General features: G+C 37.3%; 19 protein-coding genes and 1 pseudogene. 14 read left to right on the top strand and 6 right to left on the bottom strand.

Annotation, left to right across the window (positions count from 1 at the left end):
• The 13 genes and pseudogenes from lipA (at position 1) to RHM67_RS13940 (ending at position 10,583) form a co-directional block, all read left to right on the top strand.
• Positions 1–867 (top strand): lipoyl synthase, encoded by an 867-nt coding sequence (gene lipA, locus RHM67_RS14000; RefSeq protein ID WP_322227416.1) that lies wholly within the window; start codon positions 1–3, stop codon positions 865–867.
• 39 nt (positions 868–906) lie between these two features.
• A complete protein-coding gene (locus tag RHM67_RS13995) occupies positions 907–1,128 on the top strand; it encodes a CDGSH iron-sulfur domain-containing protein (protein ID WP_322227415.1) in 222 nt (73 codons plus the stop codon).
• Positions 1,129–1,192: 64 nt separating this feature from the next.
• Positions 1,193–3,166, top strand: coding sequence for an aconitate hydratase (locus tag RHM67_RS13990; RefSeq protein ID WP_322227413.1), 1,974 nt, complete (start codon positions 1,193–1,195; stop codon positions 3,164–3,166).
• A gap of 43 nt (positions 3,167–3,209) precedes the next feature.
• Positions 3,210–3,464 carry a ferredoxin gene (locus RHM67_RS13985; RefSeq protein WP_322227412.1) on the top strand — a complete coding sequence of 85 codons (255 nt, stop codon included), beginning with the start codon at positions 3,210–3,212 and terminating at the stop codon, positions 3,462–3,464.
• Between the two features lie 56 nt (positions 3,465–3,520).
• Positions 3,521–4,960, top strand: a pseudogene (locus tag RHM67_RS13980) (protein adenylyltransferase SelO).
• A gap of 51 nt (positions 4,961–5,011) precedes the next feature.
• Positions 5,012–5,464, top strand: a complete 453-nt coding sequence (locus RHM67_RS13975; RefSeq protein ID WP_322227411.1) for an OsmC family protein — start codon at positions 5,012–5,014, stop codon at positions 5,462–5,464.
• 87 nt (positions 5,465–5,551) lie between these two features.
• Positions 5,552–6,619 (top strand): PSP1 domain-containing protein, encoded by a 1,068-nt coding sequence (locus RHM67_RS13970; protein WP_322227410.1) that lies wholly within the window; start codon positions 5,552–5,554, stop codon positions 6,617–6,619.
• A gap of 18 nt (positions 6,620–6,637) precedes the next feature.
• Positions 6,638–7,891: a cysteine desulfurase gene (locus RHM67_RS13965; protein ID WP_322227409.1), complete on the top strand. Its 1,254-nt coding sequence runs from the start codon at positions 6,638–6,640 to the stop codon at positions 7,889–7,891.
• A 116-nt stretch (positions 7,892–8,007) separates the two neighbouring features.
• The gene (locus RHM67_RS13960; RefSeq protein WP_322227408.1) at positions 8,008–9,264 is read left to right on the top strand and encodes a hypothetical protein; all 1,257 of its coding nucleotides are present in this window, start codon (positions 8,008–8,010) and stop codon (positions 9,262–9,264) included.
• 75 nt (positions 9,265–9,339) lie between these two features.
• Complete coding sequence (locus tag RHM67_RS13955) at positions 9,340–9,585, top strand: heterodisulfide reductase-related iron-sulfur binding cluster (RefSeq protein WP_322227407.1); 246 nt, start codon at positions 9,340–9,342, stop codon at positions 9,583–9,585.
• 69 nt (positions 9,586–9,654) lie between these two features.
• Positions 9,655–9,864, top strand: a complete 210-nt coding sequence (locus tag RHM67_RS13950; protein ID WP_322227405.1) for a (Fe-S)-binding protein — start codon at positions 9,655–9,657, stop codon at positions 9,862–9,864.
• 119 nt (positions 9,865–9,983) lie between these two features.
• Entirely contained in the window at positions 9,984–10,127 is a 144-nt protein-coding gene (locus RHM67_RS13945) for a hypothetical protein (RefSeq protein WP_322227403.1), read from the top strand.
• A 33-nt stretch (positions 10,128–10,160) separates the two neighbouring features.
• Entirely contained in the window at positions 10,161–10,583 is a 423-nt protein-coding gene (locus RHM67_RS13940; RefSeq protein WP_322227402.1) for a SufE family protein, read from the top strand.
• Positions 10,584–10,652: 69 nt separating this feature from the next.
• Here the strand turns inward: RHM67_RS13940 and RHM67_RS13935 are convergent, their stop codons facing one another.
• The 3 genes from RHM67_RS13935 to RHM67_RS13925 all read right to left on the bottom strand — a co-directional run bounded on the left by RHM67_RS13935 (position 10,653) and on the right by RHM67_RS13925 (position 12,610).
• A complete protein-coding gene (locus RHM67_RS13935; protein WP_322227401.1) occupies positions 10,653–10,826 on the bottom strand; it encodes a hypothetical protein in 174 nt (57 codons plus the stop codon).
• A 456-nt stretch (positions 10,827–11,282) separates the two neighbouring features.
• Positions 11,283–12,203, bottom strand: coding sequence for an IS3 family transposase (locus RHM67_RS13930; protein WP_322227400.1), 921 nt, complete (start codon positions 12,201–12,203; stop codon positions 11,283–11,285).
• A 2-nt stretch (positions 12,204–12,205) separates the two neighbouring features.
• Positions 12,206–12,610, bottom strand: coding sequence for a hypothetical protein (locus RHM67_RS13925; RefSeq protein WP_322227398.1), 405 nt, complete (start codon positions 12,608–12,610; stop codon positions 12,206–12,208).
• A gap of 885 nt (positions 12,611–13,495) precedes the next feature.
• Here RHM67_RS13925 and RHM67_RS13920 point away from each other — a divergent pair.
• Positions 13,496–14,215, top strand: a complete 720-nt coding sequence (locus tag RHM67_RS13920) for a lycopene cyclase domain-containing protein (RefSeq protein ID WP_322227397.1) — start codon at positions 13,496–13,498, stop codon at positions 14,213–14,215.
• Between the two features lie 109 nt (positions 14,216–14,324).
• Here RHM67_RS13920 and RHM67_RS13915 read toward each other — a convergent pair whose 3' ends face one another.
• The 3 genes from RHM67_RS13915 to RHM67_RS13905 form a co-directional block, all read right to left on the bottom strand.
• On the bottom strand, positions 14,325–15,275 hold the full coding sequence (locus tag RHM67_RS13915) for a Brp/Blh family beta-carotene 15,15'-dioxygenase (protein ID WP_322227396.1): 951 nt from the start codon (positions 15,273–15,275) through the stop codon (positions 14,325–14,327).
• Between the two features lie 144 nt (positions 15,276–15,419).
• Positions 15,420–16,154: a bacteriorhodopsin-like gene (locus RHM67_RS13910; RefSeq protein ID WP_322227395.1), complete on the bottom strand. Its 735-nt coding sequence runs from the start codon at positions 16,152–16,154 to the stop codon at positions 15,420–15,422.
• 326 nt (positions 16,155–16,480) lie between these two features.
• On the bottom strand, positions 16,481–17,290 hold the full coding sequence (locus tag RHM67_RS13905; protein WP_322227394.1) for a hypothetical protein: 810 nt from the start codon (positions 17,288–17,290) through the stop codon (positions 16,481–16,483).
• Positions 17,291–17,326 lie beyond the last annotated feature (36 nt).

The raw sequence follows: 17,326 nt of genomic DNA, 5'->3' as shown, positions 1-17,326 counted from the left end.
ATGTCAGAAAAAATTGCGGCAGAAAAAAATTATAAAAAACCGGATTGGCTTCGTGTAAAACTACCCATAGGAAAAGAGTATACCCAAGTAAGACAGATAGTAACCGAACACAAATTACATACAATATGTGAGAGCGGCAATTGTCCTAACATGGGCGAATGCTGGGGAGCCGGAACTGCTACATTTATGATATTAGGAAATGTTTGTACACGATCCTGCGGATTTTGCAATGTAGATACCGGTAAACCGTTGCCAGTTGACCAGGATGAACCTAAAATGGTTGCCGAATCAATTCGACTAATGAAGTTGAAACATGCTGTAATAACTTCAGTTGATAGAGATGATTTAAAAGATGGTGGTTCTATGATATGGGAAGAAACCGTAAATGAAGTAAGAAAGGCAAGCCCAGGAATTACCCAGGAAACGCTTATTGGAGATTTTCAGGGTAAATGGGAAAACCTCCAACGAGTTATTAATGTGCACCCCGAAATAGTTTCGCATAATCTTGAAACCGTTCGCAGATTAACGAAACAAGTTAGAGTACAGGCAAAGTATGACAGAAGTCTTGAAGTTCTCCAAAGATTAAAGGAAGCCGGGATGAAAACAAAATCAGGTATCATGTTGGGTTTAGGTGAAAAAGAAGAAGAAGTATATGAAACTATGGACGATTTGCGAAATGTGGGTGTTGATATATTAACTATAGGCCAGTATCTGCAGCCCACTAAAAACCATTTACTTATCATAGAATTTATCAAGCCTGAAATATTTGCAAAGTATAAAGAAACAGGATTGAATAAGGGGTTTCGATTTGTTGAAAGCGGACCATTAATAAGATCATCTTATCACGCAGAAAGACATTTATTTTAAATAAAATTTATTTGGTATTCATTTTAAAAACAAATCATTATGGCTAAAACAACAATTACAGTAAATAACAATGGGTCTCTGAGAATAGAAAGTGATTTTGAGATTGTAGATAAAAACGGAAATGTATATAATTTAGCAGGAAGGGAGGTCGTTTCTCTTTGCCGTTGTGGTCATTCTAAAAATAAACCTTTTTGTGACGGTTCTCATAACGGACATTTTGAACATGTTGCTGTTGCATTTGACCTACCTCCCAAAAAATAGGCATTAGTTTTCAAAACCAATCGCGTGGAACAATAATAAAGGCGAACATCAATACGATAAAAACATGAACCTACCATTAAATGTATCGCAGAAACTTATAAAATCTCATTTGGTTTATGGTGAAATGAATCCAGGAAAAGAAATAGGATTAAAAATTGACCAAACATTAACGCAGGATGCTACGGGAACAATGGTAATGCTTGAATTAGAAGCGATGGGGCTTGACAAGGTTAAAACAGAAATATCTGTGCAGTATGTAGATCATAATTTATTGCAGGAAGATCACAAGAATGCTGATGACCATCTTTTTTTAAAATCTGCTGCTCAAAAATTCGGCTTTTGGTACAGCAGGGCTGGCAATGGGGTAAGCCATCCTGTGCATATGGAAAGAATTGGGATTCCTGGAAAAACTCTCGTAGGCTCAGATAGCCATACCCCTGCCGCCGGAGCTTTAGGAATGTTAGCGCTTGGAGCAGGTGGGCTCGATGTTACTTTCGCTATTGCAGGAGAACCTTTGTATTTTAAAATGCCGAAAATTCTTGGTGTAAACTTAACAGGAAAACTGCCTGATTGGGTAAGTGCAAAAGATGTGATACTTGAAATGCTAAGAAAGTATGATGTCCATGGATGTAAAGGTATGATAGTAGAGTATTACGGTGAGGGGCTCAAAGAACTTAGTGCAATGGACAGGCATGTAATCGCAAATATGGGTACTGAGTTGGGAGCAACCACTACCGTTTTTCCATCAGATGACCAGGTACTGAAATTTCTACGACAACAAGAGCGGGAACAGGATTGGAGAGAGTTAAAAGCAGATGAAGAAGCAAAATATGACCTTTATGATGTAATTAATTTATCCGAATTGGAACCTATGATAGCATGCCCAAGTAGTCCTGGAAATGTAGTAAAAGTAAGAGAGGTAGAAGGGAAACCTATAGGACAAGCCGTAGTAGGCTCTTCTGCCAACCCCGGATTCAGAGACTTCTGGATTGTAGGAGAAATACTTAAAGGTAAATTAATTCATCAAGACGTTTCTTTTGATATAAATCCTACGTCAAGACAAATTATAGAAAACCTTATTTCTACATCTTCGTTTGCATCCATGATAAAATCAGGAGGTAGATTTCACCAGGCAGGTTGCCTTGGTTGTATAGGTATGGGGCAAGCCCCGGCAACAAACAAAATAAGTTTAAGAACGATGCCTCGTAATTTTCCGGGGCGCTCGGGAACAGTTGGCGATCTTGTTTATTTATGCAGTCCGGAAACTGCGGCTGCTTCTGCATTAACAGGAAAGATTACCGACCCCAGAGATTTAGAAAAGATTTACAAAATGAATTACCCACAATTTATAGAACTAAAAAAACAAATTATAAACAAAAACTTACTACTTCCTCCCCCACTCAATAGAGCTCACCTTGTATTAGAAAAAGGCCCTAATATAAAATTGCTACCTGGATTTACCGAGTTGATAAATGAGTGTAGCGTACCGGTATTGCTTAAACTAAATGACAATATTTCAACAGACGAAATATTAAAAGCAGGTGTTCATTCGCTTTCTTTCAGAAGTAATATTCCCGAAATAAGTAAATCGTGTTACGTCGTTATAGATAAAAATTACTATTCCAAAGCACTTGCGACAAGAGAAGAATTTGGCGGGCATATAGTAGTTGCAGGCGAAAATTATGCTCAGGGTTCGAGCCGGGAACATGCGGCAATTGCACCAAGATATTTGGGACAGATTGCAGTTATTGCAAAAAGTTATGCAAGGATCGGCTGGCAAAACATGGTCAATTTTGGTATAGTGCCGTTTGAGTTTTTGAATAAAGACGATTACGATACTATTGATGTAAATGATTTCATAAGACTTGAAAACATAAGAAAAAGCTTCGAGGAAGGAACCCCTTTTTTTGCGATTAATAAAACAAAAAAAAATAAATATTTCTTAAAACATGACCTTAGCCTGCGTGAAATTAAAATTATTTTATCGGGAGGAGCATTAAATTATTTTAGGGTGAATTCAAAAAATAGAATCATTTAGCATTCATGGGAAACCGAAGTTAAGTGAAAATAATTTTTAATTAATGATGGGAAAATATAAAATATCATTGGACAGGGAGACCTGTATATGCACACATAATTGTGCTGCCGAAGCACCTGGTTTTTGGATAGAGGCAGAGGACGGAAAAATAGATCTTATTCGTGCTGTTTACAATAAGAAAACCAATATATGGGAACTTAAGGCAGTAGAACTGAATGAAAAAGACCTTAAAGTAAATCTGCTCGCAGAGGCGGGATGCCCTGTTGATGCTATCGAAATTGTGAAGGTAGAAGTGTAAGGAATGAAAAATATTTTTTAACAAACAACAAATAATTAGTGAAATAAACAAGAATCATGACTGACGTTGATATTAAATTTGATAATTCTTTTCAAAATCTTCCTTTATTTCTACATGAAGATAGTGCGCCAACCCCATTAAAGGAGCCTATACTTATTCATGTAACGGAGTTAGAAAAAGAACTTGGGCTTGAATCACTTGGTCATCTTGTTTTGAAAAAGTGGCTAAATGGAGAAATTAGGCTTAGTAATGATCAAACCGTTGCGACACGCTATGCCGGGCATCAATTTGGTGTCTTTGCTGGACAGTTAGGTGATGGCAGGGCAATTTCTTTAGGGGAAATTTTGACTTCAGATGGAAGGCGATTGGAAATCCAGACTAAAGGATCAGGCAAAACTCCTTTTTCCAGAATGGGAGATGGCAAAGCCGTCATTCGTTCATCGGTAAGAGAATATCTTTGCTCAGAAGCTATGCATGGCCTAAAAATCCCTACTTCAAGAGTTTTGGCTATTATTATTGGTGAAGATAAAGTTTATCGGGAAATAACAGAAAATGCGGCCATTATTGCGAGAGTTTTTCCTACGAATATCCGCTTCGGGCATTTTGAAATGTGCTATCATTTTAATCGTAAAGATGTATTAAACGATTTGATTGAATACACTCGTCATACTTTTTTTGAAGGGGTTTCCGTTGAGGAAATGCTTGGGCAAATTATAGATAAAACTGCAATGCTCATGGCACATTGGCAAACCGTAGGATTCTGTCACGGAGTGATGAATACAGATAATATGTCTATCATGGGAATTACTATTGATTATGGGCCTTTTGGGTTTTTGGAAGATACAGCCTTATCTCATGTGTGCAATCACTCTGATCATGAAGGCAGATACGCTTATGATAACCAGCCTTCCGTTGCCGCGTGGAACCTGGAAAAATTATTACTTTGTTTTAGTGATTATCTCTCCGAAGCAAGTTTAAGCAATTTACTTAATACGTTTTCGGAATTATTTCACACCCATTATCAAAAACTTTGTCAGCGTAAAATCGGGCTTACTACGCTGGAATCGGAAGACTATCAATTATTCGTTTCTCTTTTACAAACGCTGTCTAACCTTGCAATAGATTATACCTAATTCTTCAGACAATTGAGTAACTATAAAATTAATCAGGTTGATTCACTTTCTGAACTTTGGAACTACTATGAAAAAAGTGACGGACTTATCTTATGGCTTTCCCTTTATGACCAAAGACTGAAAAGAGAATTATCTGATGACTTGAAACGATCGGTGGAAATGAAAAGTGTAAATCCAAAGTATGTATTAAGAAACTATATCGCTCAGGAAGTAATCGAGGATGTGCAAAGAGGAGGAAAGGAAAAATTAAAAAATTGGTTAGAAATTTTGTATTCGCCATTTGCCGAACATTCGGAATATGAGTCTTATTCAAAACCAACTCCTACAGAGAAGAAAAATTATATCGTTTCCTGTTCATCTTAAGTTCTTGTGAAAAAAATAAAATAGTGTAAAAAAATAAAAATATCAAAAAACATGTCGGAACATAAAGTTTATTTAAGATGGGAAAATAAAGGAGGAGATTTCTCTTACAAAACGTATGACCGCAGCCACTTGTGGGAATTTGAAGGAGGAACTTTAATAAAAGCTTCTGCTGCTCCCGATTACCTAGGCAAGGCAGAGTTGGTAAACCCGGAAGAAGCCTTTGCCGCATCGTTGGCAAGTTGCCATTTGCTCACATTTCTTGCTATTGCTTCCATGAAAAAATATACGGTAGCAACGTATGAAGATAATGCAGTAGCCATACTGGGCAAAAATGAAAAATTGAGAATGGCGGTAACAACCGTGTATCTAAGGCCGCATATCACCTTTAAAGGAAATAACATACCGGACAATACAATAATAAATGAAATGCACCACCTTGCCCACCAAGAATGTTTTATTGCCAATTCGGTTTTAACTGAGATAATTATTGAGCCGGTGTATTAAAATAATGGAGGAGGGTGAATATTTTTTCTAGTAAAAAAATAAATTTAATATGCTCCTCAAAAGGAACAATCTATATAATTGGCAAATATGAAACACGAAAGTTGTGTAACAGACGAGGATTCTCCTTCAGAATACAGAAATAATGTATCCTACATTGCTGATGGAGGTAGTAAATTAAATGTATATGATTGGCTTGCCAACATACCGATGCCATCCAATTATCAAACATTTAATATTATTGAAATAAAATTTAAAGGAGGACGTAAAGATTTTTATCTAAATCCTGAAAAAATTCACCTCAAAAAAGCAGATATAGTGGTTGTTTCAGCCAATGGAGGGTATGATATAGGCCATGTTTCATTAACTGGAGAATTAGTTCGTTTACAACTAAAAAAGTATGCTGTTCGGCCAGAAGACGTGGTCAAAAATATCTATCGAAAAGCAATACCCAGGGATATTGAAAAATGGGAAATAGCCAAAAGTTTAGAATCTGAAACAATGTATAAATCACGTGTTTTAGCTAAAGGGTTGAACTTAAAGATGAAAATATGTGATGTTGATTATCAAGGGGATCAAACCAAAGCGACATTCTATTATACGGCTGAAGGCCGAGTAGATTTTAGGGAACTCATTTTGTTACTTGCTAAAACGTTTCGTGTAAAAATAGTAATGCGACAGATTAGTGTGTTGGAGGAAGCCAGTCGTTTAGGTGGAATTGGCCCTTGTGGAAGAGAATTCTGTTATTCTACATGGTTAACCGATTTTAAACAAAGCCCTACCTTATCCACCAAAAAAAAAGATAGGCGATGGACAGAATTTAAATGCTGTTTGACGAAAGATCCCCAAAACTATAAGGCTTCATTAAAGCATCAGGATATTAATAGCATAAAAACCATCAAAGGTACTGCAAGACTTCAAAAAACAGATATAGAAAAAAGAATAATGTGGTTTAGTTATACAAATGATAGCAACTTAATACCTGTAAAAATTGAAAGGGTTAAAGAAATACAAAAACTAATTCAGGAAGGCATGGCTCTGAAAGATTTGATGGAGGAGGCAGCCATAGTTAAGGAATATAATTGTTTAAAAGTGCCGGATTACGTAAACGTAGTTGGTCAATATAATATAACAAGATTCGATAAAAAAAGAAAATGAAAATAAGAAATTGAACTAATGACACAAAAAAAACATATAGAAAAAAAAGCGCTTTTCGATGTGCAGAAAATCCGAAAAGACTTTCCAATCCTTTTGCGGACTATGAATGGTAAGCCGCTAATTTATTTTGATAACGGCGCTACTACACAAAAGCCGAAACAAGTTATTGATGCCATCGTAAAATATTACACCGGGCAGAATGCCAATATCCATCGCGGGGTTCACCGTTTGAGCCAGGATGCTACCGATGAATACGAGAATGCCCGTGTTACTATTCAAAAACACATCGGCGCAAAACATGAGCACGAAATAATCTTTACCCGCGGAACTACCGAGAGCATCAACTTGGTAGCCACTGCGTTTGGCAAAAACTTTGTTAATGCCGGGGACGAGATTATAGTTAGCGAGATGGAGCATCACAGTAATATTCTTCCATGGCAACAGTTGTGCGAAGAAAAAAATGCCGTACTGAAAGTTATCCCAATGACGGACAACGGAGAGTTGCGGATGGACGAATACAAAAAACTGCTTTCGGCAAAAACAAAATTGGTTGCCATTGTGCATGTGTCAAATACGCTCGGCACGGTGAACCCCGTAAAGGACATCATTTCCATGGCTCACGCAAAAAATATTCCAGTGCTGGTGGACGGTGCCCAATCAATCTCTCACATGATGGTGGATGTGCAGGATTTAGATGCGGATTTTTATTGCTTCAGTGGACATAAGGTTTATGCGCCAACAGGGGTAGGGATTCTTTACGGCAAAGAAGCGTGGCTGAAAAAACTTCCGAACTATCAAGTGGGAGGCGGAACCATCAAAACGGTATGTTTCGATAAGACAGAATACGAAGGGTCTCCGCTAAGGTTTGAGGCCGGCACCCCAAATATTGAAGGCGGAATTGGGCTTGCCGTGGCGTTGGATTACATCAACGACCTTGGCCTTGAAAATATTGCAGCTTATGAAGAGGAACTGCTTGCCTACGCTACAGAAAAAATTTCTGCCATTGAGGGTTTGCGAATTATCGGCACGGCAAAAGAAAAAGTAAGCGTACTTTCGTTTGTGGTGAAAGGCATTCACCCGCTTGACATAGGCATGCTCCTGGATGCGCAAGGAATAGCCGTGCGAACAGGGCATCATTGCACCCAACCGCTGGTGGCACACTATCAGATTCCGGGCACTGTGCGTGCAAGTTTTTCATTTTATAATACAAAAGAGGAAATTGATGTTTTCGTAAATGCAATCATTAAATCAATTAAACGGATAAGCAAATAAGGACTATAGATGATGGCAAATCGTTATGTTCTTGCATAACTAATGAGGCGTTATGGGGCTGCACATCGGGCAATGCTTGTGTGGAGGTGTGTACTGTAAATATTGATCTATTAAGTATGAAAACCACTCAAGAAACAACATTTTCACCACTTCAAAGAGGTGTTAAACTAATTGGTATCGGTAAGCATGGAAGCAAAAAGCTCCCCGACGAATTGATTATTGAAATTAATGAAGAGCTGGGGGAAGGAAAAGCAAGTCCAATATTAATAGGCGCTTTTTTTGGTGCTTTAATGATGAAAGAGATAGCGCCTGCTTATTTGTTATTAGAAGAATATATAGAGAAAGGCAGTTTATCCGATGCTTCAATAATGTGGAATAAATTATGTTTCGATGCTCCCGCTAAAATGAAAAGTATAGGCGTGAAATTGATACAAAAACAAACGCTAACACTTGAAGAAGCTACTGCATTAGGCTCATTTTTATTTTCGGAAGAGCCCGGAGAATCCTTTCGCGGCATGGCGGTAAGTATATTGAGGATACGCTATGAATCTGACGAAGAATATGAGGGTTTATATAATGCCATTCAAAACTCAGTAATCAATAACACCATCGCATTTACAGAGGCCCCGATTATTCAATTAGCCGAACCATTTGATGGAGTAGAACATTCATATATGATAACCCCAATCATTGCTCATGAACTGCAAAAACAAGATTACAATGTTGTTGTTATTTGTGGGCGTACATCCGGGCCAAAAATAACGTTGAATACATGGGATTTGTATAAAGGTTTAAATGCTGAATTTTTAAATACTCAAATGCGTGTAACTGAATCGAAACATCCATTTGGCTGGGGATTAGATCAGAAAATATTTTATCCCATCCTTGATAAATGGGTCGAAAGAAGGAAGATCATTATGAAAAGGCCTTTTTTGTCTACACTTGAAAAAGTTTTGAATCCGGTGAAAGCAAACATTCTTATCACTTCGGTATTTCATATACCCTATTTGGAAAAGATGGCAGAGCTTGGGAATATGACAGGGTTTGATGGTGTTATTGTTTTAAAGCGAGGACTGGAAGGCACTCTGGCTCCTTCCTTGGCAAAAGCTACCGGCGTTTTCTGCGCTGCTAAAATGTGGGATGGAACTTTTATAACAAAAACAATAGAGGTAAATAACAACGATTTCGCACAATATAGGTCGGATGCCGATGCTATAATTGAAAATCTTTCCATAGAGCAGAATATAGAATACATAAACCAATATATTGCTGAAGGTAAAACAGGAAACTTGGATTTTGATTGCAGAATAGCGCTTGCAATAGAACTTTATAAACAAGGTCTTGACTGGATAAAACAAATAAGACAAGCTTAGAGAAAAGTTTTCGCCACCCAACCTTTTTGTATTTGTGTAGGTAAATTAGTAATAAAAAGCTAAACTATTTAAAAAATGAGCGAACCATTAAAAGTAACTACAATGGCTGAGTACATGACAGCCAGGGAGATACCGGAAATTTTATTTTGGGTTGGCTGTGCCGTAATTTTTGATGACAAAGTAAAGAAAGTTACCAAAGCTTTAGTTAAAATTTTAAATCATACTAATGTAAAATTTGCAAGTTTGGGTATAGAAGAAAGTTGTACTGAAAACCCTGCAAAAAGTGCAGGTAACGAGTTTTATTTCAACTGTAGGCAATGAATAATATTACGGTGTTGAATGGTTACAATGTGAAAAAAAATTAAACGACTGTCCGGATTTTTTAACACATTGAAAAACGAATATCCTTCTCTTGGTGGAAATTACGAAGCGATTTATCTTATGCAACTATTACAAGATTTATTAAACCATATTAGAATAAAAGTTGAAAGGGGCAGTTTTGAAGGTAAAAAAATAACATTTCATGACCCTTGTTATTTGGGTCGTGGCAACGATGTGTACCAAACCGCAGGTGAAGTTATTTTAAATTCAGATGTTTAACTTGCTGAAATGAAACACAGTAAAGCAAAGAGATTGTGCTGTGGAGCAGGTGGAGGGCAAATATTTAAAGAAGCTGAAAAGGTAACAAAGAAGTAAATGTTGAGCGCATAGAAGAAGCCTTGGCATTGAATCCTGACGTTATTGCTGTTGGTTGTCCGTTTTGTAACACAATGATGACGGGTGGTGTAAAATATTTCAATAAAGAACAATCAGTTAAAGTAATGGATGTGGCTGAGCTAATTGCTCAGGCAGTAAATTTATAAATAAATTAAACGGATAAGCAAAAAATGACAGAGATGAAAACAATAGAAAATACAGAGCAGGAACTCGTGGAAGAGTTTAAAGTGTTTGAGGATATTTTTGATAAATTTGGATACTTGATTGATTTGGGTAAAAATATAAAACCATTAGATGATTTCTTGAAAACAAATAACCGTATGATTAAGGGGTGCCAGGCACATGTTTGGCTGTACAGTGAATTCAAGGACGGAAAAGTTTTTTTTCAAGCAGATGCGAACGCAGACTATGCGAAAGGACTTGTAGCGATGATGATTTATGTACTTTCAGGACATACTGCTGATGAAATTATCAGTGCCCCACTTAATTTTATTGAAAAGATAGGATTTAAGAGTATGCTTTCGATGAAACGTGCTGGTGGACTTGAGAGTATTATAAAACAAATGAAACTCGATGCAGTGGTGTACAAAGCCAAAGGTTGAGCTACTTTCTTGCCGGTAAAAAAATAAGTTCTACCGAAGAACAAATTTCTGTTTTTCCTGAATGGCTTATCAATCGTTATTCTTTAAAAGATAAAACACTATTCCAGCGGTAGTTTCTAATTGCTGGGTATAGCTTGCTAAAGCGTATTCATACACATTATTTACGATGTTGGCATAATGGGTAGATAACAGGTATAATTTACCTTCGGCTAAGTTGGTCAGCATTTCTTTATTAGGTGCCATTGCGATATGTATTAATTTTTTCACTTCGATATCGGTAATACGTTGGATATTCCGGCATGCTTGATCAGGCTATTCCGTGCGCTTTAGAGCATCTAGTTGTGTTGATAAGAAGGGAAATAGCAATTAACACTCAAGAAGTTGATGTGGTCAAAGTGTTCTGGAAATGCCTGTCTGTAGTTTTCGGAATGAGGGGTCTTATACGTCTATAGGTTTACAGATTGTCTCGTCCTGGTTTTACTTGTCGTTTTTGAGTAGTAATACTGGAATCGGTTTACACCGATATTTCATTAGTCCTGCTTTTACTTTACAAGGGTACGCCTTTTATTTTCTTAATAGCTGAAAGCTTACCTCTTATTGTTATTATTAGCGTGTTAGGATGTGGGAAACTCCTTCAGTTTTCCATATCCTAATGCGTTTTTCTTTTTTGCTTCTTTTTTTCTTTTTGCCAGCACGGTCTTAAATGCCAGTAACCTGATTTTCCTCCTTTCCTTTTTTGGGGCGTGGATATCCCTTCCAACGCTTTTTGATTTCACCGGACATGCCATGAGCCTGCTCCGGTGTATGGTAATTTAAGCTTGCGTGTGGACGCCTATCGTTATAATGACCAATGATTGCTACAATGCATTTCTTTGCTTCCTTGTGGTTCTGATAAACCTTTTTAGGAAAGAACTCATTCTTGATAATTCCGTTAACGCGCTCGGCAAGTGCATTTTCATAAGGACTGCCGCTTTGAGTCATACTAATGGCGATCCTATCCTGGTTTAGCAGTGCTGTATAATTCTGGGAGCAGTATTGTATTCCTCGGTCAGAATGATGTATCAGGATAAATGGAGATAGCCGTTTCCTTCCGTCTACTGCCATTTCCAGGGCTCCAATACATCCAACTGCTTCCAGGCTGGGATGCAGGGCATATCCAACGATTTTTCTGGAATAGGCATCTGTGATCAGGCTCAGGTAGCTGAAGCCTTCCAACGTACGGATATAAGTTATATCACTTACCCAGAGCTGCTCTGGTGCTGATACGGTTAGGTGCGTGATCAGGTTAGGATATTTTCTTAACCAGTGATGAGAATCTGTTGTTTTCACCATGCGTCTTCTTCTGCGAATCAATAAGCCGTGGAAACGTAGCAGGTCATACAGCAGGTCCCGGCCCATCTTTATATCATGTTTTTCCATCTCCGGAATGAGCATATGTAATAGTTTTCTGGTTCCAAGCATAGGAACAGCAGCACGGAACTCACCAACCAATGTTAACACAACCATATGTGCTATGCTTGTCCTTGCAGCCTTATGATGAGCTAAATAGTAAGCCTGACGGCTTACACCAAACAGTGCACAAATAGCTACCAGGGTATACTCTGGCCGCTTTTGCCGCATTCTTAAGACTGTTTGGTACCACGCTTTTTTCGGATCTTGATATGTAGGTCACTTTCAGCTACCTCGATCATCGTTTCCAAGGCAAGGTTCTTTAATTGAGATAGCTCTAATGCCTTAGTAAGCTCATGTATCTTCTTTACGAGTAACTTTGATTCCTGACTTTGGGTCATCCCGGGAAGCGCTGAGGAATTGTTGACATTCAGCAAAGTAGTCAAATTAAGCTTACCTGCCCATGCCTTTATGGTGTTTCTTGGAACCCGGTATTTTCGGCTTGCCCCAAGGCAACTGATCATCCCAGTTTTTATTTCTTCGACAATCTTTATTTTGGTCTGCTCATCGACCTTATCAAATGGCTTCCGCCTAACAACAATTGCGACTTTCTTCTTTTTTACTGATACTGCTTTCATTTTCTTGTCTTTAGTGACAAGCTATATCAGGACAAGACAGATCAAACCGACGAATTTATATCTCGACAAAATCATTCCAGCTAGAATTCAGAGTCTTTTGTCATTTTTGAAATTTACGGTTTGCAAATACTGGATAAATATTTAGATGCACTTCGCCAAGAGGTTCCCCGGAGCGCCGCATTCGAACAATGGCTGCAATGGGTGCGTCATCGCCACCGCTTATTCGACCCGATAAAGCAGCGAATTAATACCTTTTGCTGAATTTATATTTTCCGTTGTTGTCATTTATTAAATTTATGCAACAGCAATGACACCGATTCCGCTACAAACCTGTGAGGTAATAAATTTTGAGTACAGTAATTCATTATTGTAGGTGTTATTTATTCTATTTGCTTGAAATAAGCTTTTGACTCGGTGGTAAGGATTTGAGTCCAGGTAAGATTTTAGTTACTGCTTACTAACAAAAAATACTATGCTTTTCAAAATAGGTTGATGAAATTTGTATGCATAGCAAAAAGAGGGCTGCTACAGCCTAGATAATAAATTATATCAAAACCGTCTTTATTTTTAGAACATGACACGTAGATGAATAAACGTTGACGAATTGATAGTTATTTTTACGTTATAGCCAATTAGCGAAAAAATATCCCGTTATACCACATCAATTAAATTTCAAAAAGTGATGCACGTTAAATCGGGGGTCAGACAATTTTTTTTATGTACATAAATCGTTCTCTGAACTACAAAGTACCAAACTTAATTTTGTACTTACAACCGTTTCGTTGAATAATAATTTATTTTGATAAAGCGCAAAAAATTTGATTGAATTGGGAGGTAAATTTTGAATTATCTAGGTTATTTAGTCTTAATTGGAATGATATAAAAATGCATATAAAGTTTACTTATCTTCTCATCGATTTTTTTACGATACTTTTTCCATTATGCTTTTCTTTCCACTCCAGATTTGGTTTTGTTAAAATTTGGCCTGTATTTCTCCCTGCTTTGGTAATTACATCATTTTTTTTTATATCCAACGATATTTTATTTACAAATTTAAAAATATGGGGATTCAACTTCAAATACGTAATGGGACCTACCTTTGTTAACTTACCGATTGAAGAGGTATTATTCTTTTTTTGTATCCCTTACGCTTGCGTATTTACTTTCCACTGTCTGAACATCCTATACTTTAATGCTCGAACGCCATATAATGATCGTCTTTTAACTCCAATATTTATCGGTTTTTTAATTACATTGTCAATTATATACCATAATAAAACCTATCCCTTATTTGCATTTACCTTATTAATTGTTTTATTATCGATAGCAAAATATGTGCTGAAAGTAAGGTGGTTAGTCCGTTTTTACATTACTTATGCAATACTTCTTTTTCCATTTTTCGTTGTTAATGGTTTGTTGACAGGGACTGGGCTGAATGAGCCCGTAGTTTGGTATAATAAATCCACTTATACTGGTTTGCGTATTTCTACAATTCCAGTTGAAGATATGTTCTATGGCATGGCGCTTATCCTTATGAACATTACAATTTATACGGTGATGAGCCAAAATAAAAAAAACCTAAGTTCTAAGTCCCTTAGCACTTAAAAAACGGCTTGATCATAGGCCAAAGTTACAATCTAATGGGAGTTTGCTTTGTGCAAAATCGATAACGTCTTTCGACTTAAATGCAATATTGATTTTTCTTCGGACGGTATTAATTTACCTTGTTTATTGTGTCTAACCTATCATTGATCCTTATATCATAATACATGCTATGCATGACCTGAATATGCGGTGCTGTTAAAACAGCGAGACTTAAAATTATATAAATTATTAAGGTATCATGGCTTAAGAACATAAAGCCAGCCATGCCGAACAACATAATACCTATAATTGCAATTATGCTATATAAACTAATTTGCTTAATAAAATTGTTCATTGAAAAATTACAATCAGTTTGAAGGTAGATGGTAATATTTCGTAAAGATGTTGCCGAATGCCATAAAATAAAGTAAAAAGTAAACCCTAGGAATAGCGGCAGGGTATAAAGAATTATTACAGTTGAGGTAAACGTAAAGATAAAATTCCAGGTAAAAATCGTATTTGCACGAGTGATAGAAGAGTAACTCAAAGCAGTGATAAAGAAAAAGAGAAGCGAAAACGATAAGATTATAAGCTTGTAATTTTTGACATAGCTAATAAGATTAATGTTATCTCTGCCGGATTTAAACAATATCAATAGGGAACTGGCTTTGTCAAAATGCACTAAAACAATCACGCTTACAATTGCAAGCCCATAGCCGAAGGACATAAGCTTTCCTTTAAATGTATGGGTGTCAAATTTATATAGGTCAGTTTCTCCAAAATGAAAAGATGCGAATATTATGAATATTATGATACCAACAGAAGGTAAAAATAAAAGGAGTAAAAGAAATGCACCTAATCGCCCTAAATAGAGAAAAAAAAATTTATAATACGAAAACAGACTTTTTTTATCGTTTGCGCTTTTCATCGAAATTAAAAGGTCTGCAGCACCATGCGGAATACCTAATAATATTATACCAGCTATAAAAACATATGTTTGAATACTTTCAGAAAGAGGGAAAAAAAAAAGTTGATTGATAGCTACGAGTAACCCGGTTATTATTAGTGATGTCCTCAACATAATAGCTTACAATTTAAGAAGAAAATTAATCGGAGCAACTGTATAAATAGTTAAAGCAACTAATATTAGAAGTTATTTTGAAAAATTAACACCCTAATATATAAACAGGTGCTAATCTTTCAAAACAACCTAATAAGCAGAAAATTATGCTAATGTCGGTTTATCAGACTGTGCTAAGGAATAAATAACAAGGCCAAACCCTATTTTATTAATTGCATCACCAATGTTGTACACGATATCTAAAGAGAGACCATGAAATACATCCATTCCAAATAAACCACCATGTGTTCCTGCAATGTAACCAATTGGATAAATAGCCCATCCTACCAAAACAAACCATGCTAGGGTTTTGTTAGCAGTTGCCACTGCTGTACCAGCATTATTAGCGAGTTGTGCTACCTCACCAAACCATATTAAGTAAACTATGTAGAAATAACCAACACTACTTAATGTACCCCAAACCCAACTTTGAGTTTCCGCTCCATAGATAGCTTCCCCTATGTAGCCGGTTACTAACATAAAAACTGAGGCTGTTATCAACTTCCACAATAAACCAATTTTAGCTCCGGCCTTTTTGGTAATGAGATAAAATTCCACACACATTAAAGGAACCGTTAATATCCAATCTACATACCGAAAGAAAGTAGGCGATGTATTTGTCGCCAAATAATAATCGCGCATGTAGTAGTAATGAACAGCGGCTATAAAAGTAATTAGGCCTGAAACTAACACCGACGTCCTCCATCTTTTGTCGGTATTTGAAACTTCAAAAAAGAAAAAAACGGAGGCGGCAAGCATAGCCATGCAACCAACAAAAAAAGTAAAAGCAACGTAGTTGTTGTTCGAGATCGGTAAGACCGTCATTAGAATGTTGTACATCGTAAATAGTTTAGTTTTAAAAAATTGGTTAATTTGCAGCAGGAGGATTATCCATCGCTTGGTGTAACAAAAATATTGAAGAAAGTGAGAGTCTTTAAATTTATATGTAATAGAAATGTAAAATAATCGTCTGTAAATCTACACTAAACTAAGTATAACTACTATTCCTTTGATTGGCGGTAAAAGTATTTGGATAGTCGAAAGGTTGAGGCCTACTTATGACTTGAACACCTAGTAATACATGGATCTTCTTGTCTTAATGTTGCTAAAGCCATACAAATTCGCACGCTTACCGCCCGGATAGCCCGTGAGTTAGCCAGCAATCATTAAATGTTAACGGCAAAAGGCAGGGCATAAACTGAAAGATTCTCCAGCGTTCCCTCGACCTGTTTTCTAAGCAGGTATTTTCTCGCGATCGTAAAATATTCTTTCTCTTCCGTGAAGAAAAATTGTAAAGTCAGCTTAACATCCTGTTTAATCTTAGTCTCTATCCCTTCGGCAAGCTTCGAAAGGTCGGCGCCTTTGATCTCTATATAAATGGAATTGACATCGGTATTAGCGCCCTTCAGCATCTGGATATACGATAAGAACTCCAGCCAGCCTACCCATAAATGATTATTCAGATCAATATTCTTCTTCAGATAAGCGATGATATCTGTTAATGACTGACTTTTTGTGGGAAAGAAAAGCCCGCCTTGAAGGCCTGAAGCGATCTGTTGGGGGCTGCTGGCGACCGCAACCCTTTCCATGTGGCTGGTACAAATATCCTTAAAAGGGTTGGAGATCGTTTGAAAGGCCTCCGGTTTGTAAGCCTCAAAGTTGTCCAGCTCGTCTTCATGGACATATACACCGTTGCTACGTAAAAAAGCCTCTGCTTTGCGGACACTGACGGAGCAGAACGCATTGGTATCCCGGTATCTTAATATGGAGGTCACCTGCTCCTTCGGATTGATTACGCCGCAACCGGAGTAACCTCGGCATTGCGCCGTGATCGTCGTCGAGCCGGAATCCAGGACGACGTCGTGCTCGTGGTCAACAATTAATATATCTTTCACCTGCCCGTCCAGTTTCGATCCTACCGACAGGCCTTCCTCGGTTTTTGGATGTCCGTGTGCAGCCCATTCCGTACCAAGCACAGGCGCTTCGTTACATAGCCTGGCCTTTGCAGACGC

Source organism: Mucilaginibacter sp. 5C4 (genome assembly GCF_034345625.1).
GTDB lineage: Bacteria > Bacteroidota > Bacteroidia > Sphingobacteriales > Sphingobacteriaceae > Mucilaginibacter > Mucilaginibacter aurantiaciroseus.
This window is presented reverse-complemented; position numbering and strand designations above follow the sequence as displayed.

Coding starts and splice junctions, on each gene's coding strand:
- RHM67_RS13925 (WP_322227398.1), bottom strand. CDS start 12,610: ATGAAAGCAGTATCAGTAAAAAAGAAGAAAGTCGCAATTGTTGTTAGG.
- RHM67_RS13985 (WP_322227412.1), top strand. CDS start 3,210: ATGATGGGAAAATATAAAATATCATTGGACAGGGAGACCTGTATATGC.
- RHM67_RS13955 (WP_322227407.1), top strand. CDS start 9,340: ATGAGCGAACCATTAAAAGTAACTACAATGGCTGAGTACATGACAGCC.
- RHM67_RS13930 (WP_322227400.1), bottom strand. CDS start 12,203: ATGCGGCAAAAGCGGCCAGAGTATACCCTGGTAGCTATTTGTGCACTG.
- RHM67_RS13990 (WP_322227413.1), top strand. CDS start 1,193: ATGAACCTACCATTAAATGTATCGCAGAAACTTATAAAATCTCATTTG.
- RHM67_RS13920 (WP_322227397.1), top strand. CDS start 13,496: ATGCATATAAAGTTTACTTATCTTCTCATCGATTTTTTTACGATACTT.
- lipA (WP_322227416.1), top strand. CDS start 1: ATGTCAGAAAAAATTGCGGCAGAAAAAAATTATAAAAAACCGGATTGG.
- RHM67_RS13975 (WP_322227411.1), top strand. CDS start 5,012: ATGTCGGAACATAAAGTTTATTTAAGATGGGAAAATAAAGGAGGAGAT.
- RHM67_RS13995 (WP_322227415.1), top strand. CDS start 907: ATGGCTAAAACAACAATTACAGTAAATAACAATGGGTCTCTGAGAATA.
- RHM67_RS13940 (WP_322227402.1), top strand. CDS start 10,161: ATGAAAACAATAGAAAATACAGAGCAGGAACTCGTGGAAGAGTTTAAA.
- RHM67_RS13935 (WP_322227401.1), bottom strand. CDS start 10,826: ATGGCACCTAATAAAGAAATGCTGACCAACTTAGCCGAAGGTAAATTA.
- RHM67_RS13910 (WP_322227395.1), bottom strand. CDS start 16,154: ATGTACAACATTCTAATGACGGTCTTACCGATCTCGAACAACAACTAC.
- RHM67_RS13960 (WP_322227408.1), top strand. CDS start 8,008: ATGAAAACCACTCAAGAAACAACATTTTCACCACTTCAAAGAGGTGTT.
- RHM67_RS13965 (WP_322227409.1), top strand. CDS start 6,638: ATGACACAAAAAAAACATATAGAAAAAAAAGCGCTTTTCGATGTGCAG.
- RHM67_RS13915 (WP_322227396.1), bottom strand. CDS start 15,275: ATGTTGAGGACATCACTAATAATAACCGGGTTACTCGTAGCTATCAAT.
- RHM67_RS13970 (WP_322227410.1), top strand. CDS start 5,552: ATGAAACACGAAAGTTGTGTAACAGACGAGGATTCTCCTTCAGAATAC.